The following is a 10,320-nucleotide window of genomic DNA, read 5'->3' on the forward strand; positions in this document are numbered from 1 at the left end:
TCTTTACATGCTTCATTTAAATTCATTGTTGCAAATATAAGTAAAATGTATTTTGGGTGAATCTATAAGAACCCCATTAAAATTGCCTATTGACCAATTTTTTTCCAATTCTCATCAGCCTTTTTGTGCAATTCATTTTCTTTTTCATTCCATAGTTCCAGCGTATTGGTCCCCCAGAAATTGTAGAATAAATAAAGCTTACCATCTATAATTTTAAATGTTTCAGGATCAACCTTCACTTTTTCGCCAGAGTCACCAATAGCATAAGCACACCAACCACCGTATTGGGGTTCATATGAAGCAGGAGCTTTATCAAACTTGGATTTATTAGCCTTAGAAGCAAAATAATAGGTTATTCCTTTAAATTTTGAACTAATATCTGAGTTCCCTTCTAATGGTTGCCCTTCAAAATAACTTACCGGATCATATCCATCAATGGCTAAAGCCTTTTTTACATTATAGTTTTTTAGCCTTGTTGATTCATCTTGAGCAAGTAAATTATGAGCCGCGCAAAGTGTGAGAAATATTAATACTGCCTTCATGATCAAAGATTTAGGTTTAAAGCATCTAACTGCATGATGGCAAATAGGTTGCGCGTATTTTACGTTTTGTCGGCCGCCATACAATATTTGGCAACACACTATTTACGTAAAATATCCCAGATAAGGTTTGGCTCAAACCCTTTTTGATGGAGATAGGAAACTATTTTTTGATTTGCTACAAACTCATTCTCAATACTAAGAGAGTTTCGTTTTTTGTCTATTAGGTGCTCAATGGTATCAAGATAATCACCTTCCGAAATTTCAAGCAAGCCTTTTTTAATACAATATTCTGAAATACGATGCTGCTTTAACCCTTGTAGAATTTTTAGCCTACCCCATTTTTTCATCCTGAATTTACCACCAGCATAAGCCTTAGCAAACCGCTCCTCATTAATAAAATTTTCAGTGATTAGTTCACTAATTACTTCTTCTACATCATTGTAATGAAGCCCGTAAGAGTAGAGTTTATCTCTAACCTCTTGCTGTGATCGTTCCTGATATGCACAATAATCAGCTGCCTTTAACTTAGCTTCCTTTCGCGAGAATACTTTTTTAGGCTTCTGATAATCGTCTTCAAACATGGGTTATTTTACCAGCCCTTTTCTCTTTAAAATGCTTTCGACAAATTTCCTTTCATTGTCAGAGTTGAAAATCCTAAAAGGCAGGTGTATTAATTGTGCTTTGTTTACAGTTAACAGGATATAGTCTTTGCCAATATGGCCTCTTTTTATCTGATCCCATTTGATAGGCATTCCTTGCTTGGCGTTAAGCTTAATAAGAATCTGCTGGCTGGTAATTTCATAAGCCAATTTCTCAAAAAGCATTTTTGTTTGTTCTAGTTGTGTTACTCCCGCAAATTGTATTAACCAAAATAATATATATAACACAGCACCGATACCTGCACCAATGAACCACCAGATGTTATCAATCCATAAATAACCTAAGCAGATAGCAAGTACTATAAGAGAAACCCACCATTGTTGTTTTAATACATTTTTTAAGGCCAGTTTGATGTAAGTCCCACTTTCCAACTTATATTTCTTTGTCTTTACATTCATTGCTTTCTTGTAATTTGTGTTCTGTTCTTAAAGAACTGCAAACTTAACCCATTATGGTTTATTAATATTTAGAGCTTAATAAAATTTACAGTTTAGTTGAATTTAAAATGCCTTTAGACTCATGTCTTTGCTTTTGACAGAATGCGTCAGTGCTCCCACGGATATGAAATCAATACCACATTCTGCCACCTCACGAATATTCTTTTCAGTTATACCACCACTTGCTTCTGTTTTGTACTGACCTTTTATCATGGCTACTGCTTCTTTCATTACTGATGGCATCATATTGTCAAGCATAATAACATCAATGCCCCCTGCATCTATAACTTGTCTTACTTCATCAAGATTTCGTGTCTCCACTTCAATTTTCAACTCCTTATTATTCTTTTTAAGATAAGTCTTAGTGGCTTTAATGGCTTTAGCAATGCTTCCGGCATAGTCAATGTGGTTATCTTTTAACATAACCATGTCATACAAACCAAACCTGTGATTTGTACCACCACCAATGGAAACTGCCCATTTTTCAGCAATTCTAAAATTAGGTGTTGTCTTACGAGTATCTAAAAGTTGAGCTTTGCTACCGCTAATCAGGGTCATTAAATAATCAGTGTAAGTTGCAATCCCACTCATTCTTTGCATGCAATTAAGTACTAACCTTTCGCTGGTTAGAATTGATCTAGCAGACCCATATACTTTAAAGGCCACATCTCCTTTTTGCATGGTATCTCCATCTTTCATGAAGGTTTCAATCTTTAAATTAGGGTCATATGTGGAGAAGATATTTTTTGCCATATCTACTCCAGCTAGTATGCCTTCATCTTTAATTAGAAGCTGAGCTTTACTTTCCTGATTTTCAGGGATGCATGCTAAAGCAGAGTGGTCACCATCGCCAACATCTTCTTTAATCGCTGCTTTAATAAACTGATCCAGCGCTTTTTTTGTAAGGTATTCTAAAGCCATTGAACAAAAATAAAAAAAGCACTGATTTTTTAACCAGTGCTTTATATGTAAGTGTCTATTTATTACTCTTTTATGAAACTAATCTCGTGAATAAGATATCGACCATCAGTCTGTTTAATTCTCATCCAAACACGATATGTTTCATTATTAGTCAAATATTGACCAATAGCATAAGGAAGTCCGCCTTTAGACGATCCTTGGTGAACAATAGTGAAACTACTTGGAGGATTGTTCTTAAAGAAATCTCTAAGTGCAAACTCCGCCTGTGTTTTACTGTAACTTTCAACGTTCCCGTCTATCGTTACATCAACATTGTTGTTCAAGAATTTTGTCAATTCTTTAGAACTCCCTGTTTTAATGGCATTTTTTACATCGTCAATAATCTCTCCTTGGCCAAACACGATAGTGTTAGCAGTAAATAGAATCATTAGTGTCCAGATGTATTTTGAAATCGGATTCATATTATAAATTAATTATCCTTTCTGCGTCCAAAATTATGCCAATTTATAATTTGAAAATTGAAATTACCATTTAATTAGTTGCTTTACAATTTCGTCTAAATAATTTACCTGCCAGATTGTCTCTCAAGCTCACGGCCGAAGAATATGGCATTTAAAAACACTTTATTAGTGCCATACCAGAAGGCTCTGAAATTTAAGTCATCTGTAAAGCCAATAACTCGACCTCGACCATAGACATTCATACCCACGCCAGATGTATTTTTAAGCTTTTCAAGGTTTTCCTCCGAGATATATCCACTTAATAAAGGGTTAGACGTGTAAACCATTGGGTTCGAAAAACCGCCAGTTGATTTTTCCAGAAAGTCTTCTGAATTTCTGAAAACGGGAAGTTTATTACTTTCATAACCGTAAAACAATGGATTTGTAAGATCAATTGTTGTTTCAAATATTGCTCCACCAATTTCCTGAGCTCCAAAAAACTCATCTATGTCCTTGTAAGGTTTGTTCTTTAGAGAATCTAGTTTATCAGTTTTTGCAAATTTGAACTTGCCCACACCTATTTTATTTAGATATTTCAAAGCATTTTGTGCTGCTACAATAGAGCCACCTTCTCTAACCCAATTTTTCAATTTTTCAGCTCCTGATGTTGATATAGAACTATAAGAACCATCAGCCATAATGAGTGTATTGTACTTATCAAGATCAGCTCTATCAAAAATGTCTGTAGGCATAAGCGTTACATTAATATCAAATCTTTGATCGAACAGATGCCAAATCTCTCCAGCATCATAGCTGCTAGTTCCATCACCAACCAAAAGAATTATATTTGGCTTCTCAACATTAATAAATGATGGGCTTCCTAAGCTCACACCCTGATAATCAAGCCCAGTTTTCAAAGCATATACATCAACTCCGTTTTCAGCTGCCAGAGTTTTTAGATACTCTGAAATCATAGCAGCTGGTTTGTTCTGCATTTCAACAGGAATTAGGATCGTACCCCTCGAAAACTTTCTACCCACGTTATTAAACTCCTCAGAAGCTACCTTTGCCTTAAAGCCATTTTTCAGAAGCAGGTTAAGCATTTTTGGCGCATAGTAACCGTGCCATTCAAATGCATAGGCATATTTTGAAGGCTCTCCAATTAAATTTCCTTTTGGTTTTGCCGAAGGGCTAAACTTATCCCCCAACTGTCCTGAGCTGTATGATTTGGCACTTAGTGTTTGATAATTTACATTAAAAGCCAGCGGCAGTGTCCACGCAGAAACATCATAAAACAGACTGTCTTGAAAAGTGGTAGTCTTATCAAATATGGCACGAATCAATTTGTGCTTTGGCTGCTCCATAGGAACAATAAAGGTTTCATCAGCGCTGTAAGACTTACCGTTGATTGTGGTGTTATTCTTGGCTTGATAAATCTCTATTTTATGACGATCAATAAGTTCTGCTAAGTGATAGTTTTTATACTTGTCTTCGGAAGCAAAAACAACTGCCTTGTTCGAGGATGATTTTGATTCGTTTAAAGCATTGACATAAAAGTCTTTCTGTAGTTGAAGAAACTCTGCTCTTAATTCATTAAGTCCTTTTAAAGAAGATAATGTAGCTGTAAACTGATTTCTAATTGAAAAAGGGAATTTCAGAACTCCATTCACAGTCTCTCTGGCATGACCTCTGGAGCTAGCCTGTTCAAATAGGATTCCAACCGCACCATTTATATCAGGATAAGTAGAGCCCTTGCCATAGTAAAAGTCATCATAGCTCTCATGTGTATAATACATCGAGCCTATTTCATCCAGAGCTTTAGCATGATATTCGCCCAGCTTTCTTGTTAATGCATAATTATTTTTCGGGGTTAGAGGGTTATTTCTTGATGGGATCCCAGGCTGAAAGAAAAATGAATTATTGCTACCCATTTCGTGATGGTCAGTTAATAAGTTTGGTTTCCACTCCTGGAAAACTTTTACCCTGGCTTGAGATTCTGGAAGTTGAGCCACCAGCCAATCTCTGTTTAGATCAAACCAATAATGATTAGTTCTTCCTCGTGGCCATGGCTCATTGAGCTCCATATTGTTTGGATCAACATTGTTTTGATAGCTCTTGTTTGCATTTACATAACTGGCGAATCTATTCAGCCCATCAGGATTGAAACTTGGGTCTAAAATGATTACCGTTTCTTTAAGTATTTTTTCAATGTAATCTCCCTGTGCAGCAGCCAAGTAGTAAACAGCTAGCAACGATGCGTTTGATCCACTTGGTTCATTACCATGAATGCTGTACCCCATGTAGGTTACTGCTGGCATACTGTTGATATCAACAGCTCCTGACTGAGTTGGATCGCTTAATTTCTGATGCTCAGCCTTGATTTTTTCTAAATTTTGGTGATTATCAGGAGAGGATATAATTAAATTGAGAAGCGGTCGATTCTCAAAGGTCTCGCCAATTTGCTGAATAGTAATTCTGTCCGAAGCTTCGGCCACAGCATACATATAATTAACCAGCCTATCATGACTTATATGCCATTCTCCAACCTCATGACCAATAACATCTTTCGGAGCTGGGATGTTACTGTTATATGTGGTATTGGCCGGTAAATAATAAGTAATATCTACCTGTCCATATGTGGTGGAAAAGCTTAAAATGCTAATGAAAAGGGTAAAGTATCTGATCATATTCTTGAAGATGTTTAAGTCTGACTTCTAATTAAACAAAAAAGGTTGAGACTGTTATTTAAAGGGGTTTATTTCTTAACAATAAAGTAATGCTAAAAGACTTTAAATAAGAAGGTGAAAGTATTTATTTTGCGGTGTTTTTCTATCCTTCCTTACATAGGTATTAAAAACAAATTGTTTTAATTTTAACAAACAAAGAGTGAATTAATCTAACTAAATTAATTATGAAACAAATTTTACTGAAAAGTTTATTGTCCATGACTTTCGGTCTCATGATTTCACTTTCTGCTTTTGCTCAGGAAAGAACGATCAGCGGTACCGTAATTGATGGTGATTCTGGTGAGCCTTTAATTGGGGCTAATGTATTAGTTGCTGGTACTACCAATGGTACCATCACTGATTTTGATGGAAATTTTAAATTGAATGCTCCTTCTGAGGCTTTTACATTAAAGATTTCATTTATTGGATTTGAAGATGTGGTTCGAGAGGTTGGAAATTCTGATACTAACCTTGGAGAAATTACAATGGTTTCAGCTGCTGTGGGGTTGGATGAAATTATGGTGATAGCTTCTGTTGCTGTGGATAGAAAAACTCCAGTAGCGTTATCAACTGTAAAAGCAGTACAAATTGAGTCTAAAATAGGAAGTCAGGAATTTCCTGAAATATTAAAATCTACTCCAGGTGTATTCGCTACTAAATCTGGGGGTGGATTTGGAGACGGTAGAATCAATATAAGAGGATTTAATGATGAGAATGTTGCTGTAATGATCAACGGTATTCCAGTTAATGACATGGAAAACGGTAATGTTTACTGGTCAAACTGGGCTGGACTCGCAGATGCAGCTACAAGTGTTCAGGTTCAAAGAGGATTAGGTGCTTCTAAAGTTGCTGTTCCTTCAATTGGTGGTACTATCAACATTTTGTCAAAAGCTTCAGATCGTAAAAAAGGAGCTTCTCTCTATGTAGGTACTGGAAATGATGCATATTCTAAGGTAGGTTTCTCTATCTCTTCAGGCTTAACCGATAATGGCTGGGCATTTACTGCTTCAGGTGCTAAAATCCAACAAGACGGATACGTAGATGGAACTGAAGCTTTAGGTTTTTCTTACTTCCTAAATATAGCTAAACAAATAAATGATGCTCATGAAGTAACATTTACAGCTGTTGGTGCTAAACAAAGACATGGTCAGCGTCAGAATCAAAGATCTCTTGCTGAATTCGAAGAAAGTGACAGAGGAATAAAATACAATGGTGACTGGGGATATAAAAATGGTCAGGTGGTGAATGTTGAGGATAACTTCTACCACAAACCTCAAATGTCATTAAATCATTACTGGACAATCAGTCCTAAAACAGATGTCTCTACTGCTTTATACTTCTCTACTGGAACTGGTGGTGGTGGAGGAACTGGTGGTGACTGGGGTCCTGCATTTGACAGAGTTGGAGGTGAATATGGAACGCTTAATATTGACGCATTAGTTGATTTAAATGAAGCCAACCAATCAGGTGAGGCTTTAGCCTGGCAGCGTGCTTCAAGAAATGACCATATCTGGTACGGGGCACTTTCTACTTTAAGTCATGAGTTAAGTGATAATTTGACACTAATGGCTGGTTTAGATTTGAGATCATACACAGGATCACATTTTTATGAAGTGACTGACCTATTAGGAGGTGACTACATTGTAAATAATGATGATGACAACAATCCTAACAGAATATTAAGAGTAGGAGATAAGTACAACTATAATTATGATGGAAAAGTAGGTTGGACAGGTGCATTTGCTCAAGTAGAGTATGACATGGACAAACTTTCTACTTTCTTGTCACTTTCTCTATCTAATACTTCTTACAAGCAAATTGAATACTTCAATAATATCCATTCTGGAGATGGTGTCGAAACAGATGCTATTAACTTTTTTGGATACCAAGTAAAAGGTGGTGCGACTTATCGTCTTGATAGAAATCATAATGTATATGCAAACATTGGATATTTCTCAAAAGCACCTTTTTATAGAAATGTTTTTACAAGCAGAACTTCAAATAACTCAAACCCAGATGCGATTAATGAGGAGATATTTAGTGCTGAGATAGGCTATGGATTAAGAAAGGACAGACTGACTGCGAATGTTAATGTTTACCGTACACAGTGGGACAACAGAGCATTTACAACTGCCAGAACTTCTCCAAGCGGCAATCAAATATTTGCCAACATCTCTGGAATTAATGCTTTGCATCAGGGAATAGAATTGGATGGTATTTTCAAAGTTAATAATAACTTAAGTTTAACTGGTATGCTATCTCTTGGTGACTGGAGATGGGTAAATAATGTTGAGAACGTTACAGTTGAAGATGAAAATAATAATCCTATAGGTGATCCTATTAATGTTTTTATTGAAGATTTGAGAGTAGGTAATTCAGCTCAAACTACAGCTGCTTTAGGTTTTAACTACACCTTACTTGAAGGTTTTTCAGTAGGTTTTGACTATAACTACTATGACAACCTTTATGCTCAATATGATCCACTCGGAAGAACTTCTATCGAGCAAAATGTTGATGCTTGGCAAGTTCCAGCATATGGATTGGTTGATTTGAATGTTACTTACAAATTCGAAATCTCTGGATTCAAAGCTTCGTTATATGGTAATGTATATAACCTTGCTGATACGCAGTATGTTGCAGATGCCAATGATGGTGCGAATAATGATGCTCAGACTGCAAGAGTTTATTATGGATTTGGCAGAACCTGGAATCTTGGTTTAAAAGTTCAATTCTAATTTTAAAAAATCACAAAGATGAAAAATATTAAAGTATATATGATAATGCTTGCTGCAGTAGCAATGTTATCAACAGCATGTGATCCTTTAGAGGACGATATTGATGAGATTAAGCAACAAAGAGTTGACGTAAAGGATCTTGTATACACACTTACAGATGATGATTATGATATTTCTGACGAGGTGTGTGAATGCTCTGGATTTGGAAACTTCAGTAGTGAAGATGATGTGAAGGAAGGTATTCCTGTTATACTAAATACTGTATTTCCTGCTTTAGGTAAAGGGTCTACAGCCGCAGTTACTTATGATTTCTACAATGGCAGTTCTCCTGATTTAAGAAGAGATTATTTTCAGTATACTGTGTCAGATGCTGAGTATGAAGAATTAGGATATAACTTTGGAAATTTTGATGATCTTTCTAATGACCTTCCTAAGTACGCTCAATTCAAAAATCCTGATGCTGGAGATGGACGATATATGGATGTAACTCATGATTACTATAATGGTAGTTTCACGGAGACTGATGTTGTATCAAGAGTTGTTTACACAGTAGCTTACGGATGGCAATATGCATTTATCTTGCCTGATGAAGCGTATGGAGATTTCTTTAATGAGAGTGGAATTGATTTTAGTACAGCAAGTGAAGGCAGAGAGAGAATACCTGTTTACTTAAATGAGAACAGATCTTTATTTGTTGAGGAAGGTGAGACTTTAGTTGTGCAATATAATTTTGATGACAGATTTACAGATGGTGGTTCTGGTTTGCCAAACGTACCGGACGTAGGGTTGTTTATATTTAGTAATGGAGAGTGGCTACTTTATAATGATTACTTCCAAACAACTGCTGAAACTTTAAGCTTTGGTCATGATGGAACTACCTGGGTGCCTGATAATACTATCAAGTATACATTCACTGCTGCTGATTTTGCAGTAGCTGGTGACGAGGCAAATGGATTAGGAAATGCCGCGGCAAGGGACAACTTAAGAACTTTTGGAAACTTTGGAACTCAGTGGTCAAGAGAAGAAGTTATTGAAGCCATTGCTTTCGTTCTTAAACTGAACTTTGGGGATGCTGAAGTTGGGCAGAAATATTTGGTGACTTACAATACTTATCCTGCTGGTGATCTAGAAGCTTTATTTATTCTAGATGCAAGTGGAGAATATGTTGAAGTGACTGAGTAAGAATTAGAAATTAAATATGTAGAAAGGGAGCTATAAATAGCTCCCTTTTTTATTGCTCCTGTATTTCATTGAAATAATCGATAATAGTAATTTGATCAGCTAAGAAATTCATGTTTAGCTGATTTAAAACAATGTACTGACTTACCTGCTCCATTTTGCCCTTCATTTTGGGAAGGATGTCCTGCTCAAAGAGCTCCAGAGGTTGAATAGTATCATTGTCTATATAATACAGCTTGGGCTCAATAATGTGTCCCATATTCATGGTTATCAATGTTTGGTGAGTATCAATATGATTTTTTTCCACCAGGATATCCTTTTTGTATAAAAGTATTTTTCCGTTCAGTAGAAGCTCATAAAAGCCTAGTTCACCATTTTTATTCTTTAAAGAAAAGTAATAGTGGTTAAGTTTTTGTTCATCATCATAGTACTGGAAATAAAGGGTTTGGTTAGCATTTAGTGTTGTTCCGTCATTAAAATGTATCGATTCTGAGCCTTGATGATATTTAAATTTCCCTTTTTTTGTGGTTTTGTTATCAAGAATAGCCACCCCAAAATATTTAGTATTATCGTTATTAAACTTTTGGGCAAATGTTAGGCTTGGGAAAACTAAAAAGGCCAATATTATAATGGAAAATAAACGCATAGCAGTTTGATAACAGTTAAATCAAATATATCGT

At 35.8% G+C, this 10,320-nt stretch carries 9 protein-coding genes; 2 read left to right on the forward strand and 7 right to left on the reverse strand.

Translation table 11 applies throughout. The annotated features are described in order from the left end of the window. Positions 1–86: 86 nt before the first annotated feature. The 6 genes from E1140_RS04595 to E1140_RS04620 all read right to left on the reverse strand — a co-directional run bounded on the left by E1140_RS04595 (position 87) and on the right by E1140_RS04620 (position 5,687). Positions 87–542, reverse strand: a complete 456-nt coding sequence (locus tag E1140_RS04595; RefSeq protein WP_155179517.1) for a YHS domain-containing (seleno)protein — start codon at positions 540–542, stop codon at positions 87–89. A gap of 98 nt (positions 543–640) precedes the next feature. Further along, complete coding sequence (locus tag E1140_RS04600) at positions 641–1,123, reverse strand: regulatory protein RecX (RefSeq protein WP_155179519.1); 483 nt, start codon at positions 1,121–1,123, stop codon at positions 641–643. 3 nt (positions 1,124–1,126) lie between these two features. After that, on the reverse strand, positions 1,127–1,600 hold the full coding sequence (locus tag E1140_RS04605; RefSeq protein WP_155179521.1) for a YcxB family protein: 474 nt from the start codon (positions 1,598–1,600) through the stop codon (positions 1,127–1,129). Positions 1,601–1,702: 102 nt separating this feature from the next. Next, positions 1,703–2,560, reverse strand: coding sequence for a carboxylating nicotinate-nucleotide diphosphorylase (gene nadC, locus E1140_RS04610; protein WP_155179523.1), 858 nt, complete (start codon positions 2,558–2,560; stop codon positions 1,703–1,705). Positions 2,561–2,622: 62 nt separating this feature from the next. After that, positions 2,623–3,021, reverse strand: coding sequence for a DUF4783 domain-containing protein (locus E1140_RS04615; protein ID WP_155179525.1), 399 nt, complete (start codon positions 3,019–3,021; stop codon positions 2,623–2,625). Positions 3,022–3,125: 104 nt separating this feature from the next. Further along, positions 3,126–5,687, reverse strand: coding sequence for a M14 metallopeptidase family protein (locus E1140_RS04620; protein ID WP_155179527.1), 2,562 nt, complete (start codon positions 5,685–5,687; stop codon positions 3,126–3,128). Between the two features lie 224 nt (positions 5,688–5,911). On the opposite strand from E1140_RS04620, the gene E1140_RS04625 reads away from it, so the two are divergent. Together E1140_RS04625 and E1140_RS04630 are read left to right on the forward strand one after the other, a co-directional pair. Next, positions 5,912–8,461 carry a TonB-dependent receptor gene (locus tag E1140_RS04625; protein ID WP_221412632.1) on the forward strand — a complete coding sequence of 850 codons (2,550 nt, stop codon included), beginning with the start codon at positions 5,912–5,914 and terminating at the stop codon, positions 8,459–8,461. Between the two features lie 18 nt (positions 8,462–8,479). Further along, positions 8,480–9,643 carry a hypothetical protein gene (locus E1140_RS04630; protein ID WP_155179529.1) on the forward strand — a complete coding sequence of 388 codons (1,164 nt, stop codon included), beginning with the start codon at positions 8,480–8,482 and terminating at the stop codon, positions 9,641–9,643. Between the two features lie 49 nt (positions 9,644–9,692). Here the strand turns inward: E1140_RS04630 and E1140_RS04635 are convergent, their stop codons facing one another. Continuing rightward, on the reverse strand, positions 9,693–10,286 hold the full coding sequence (locus E1140_RS04635) for a hypothetical protein (RefSeq protein ID WP_155179531.1): 594 nt from the start codon (positions 10,284–10,286) through the stop codon (positions 9,693–9,695). Between the last annotated feature and the right edge of the window lie 34 nt (positions 10,287–10,320).

This window comes from Fulvivirga lutimaris (assembly GCF_009711525.1).
Lineage (GTDB): Bacteria > Bacteroidota > Bacteroidia > Cytophagales > Cyclobacteriaceae > Fulvivirga > Fulvivirga lutimaris.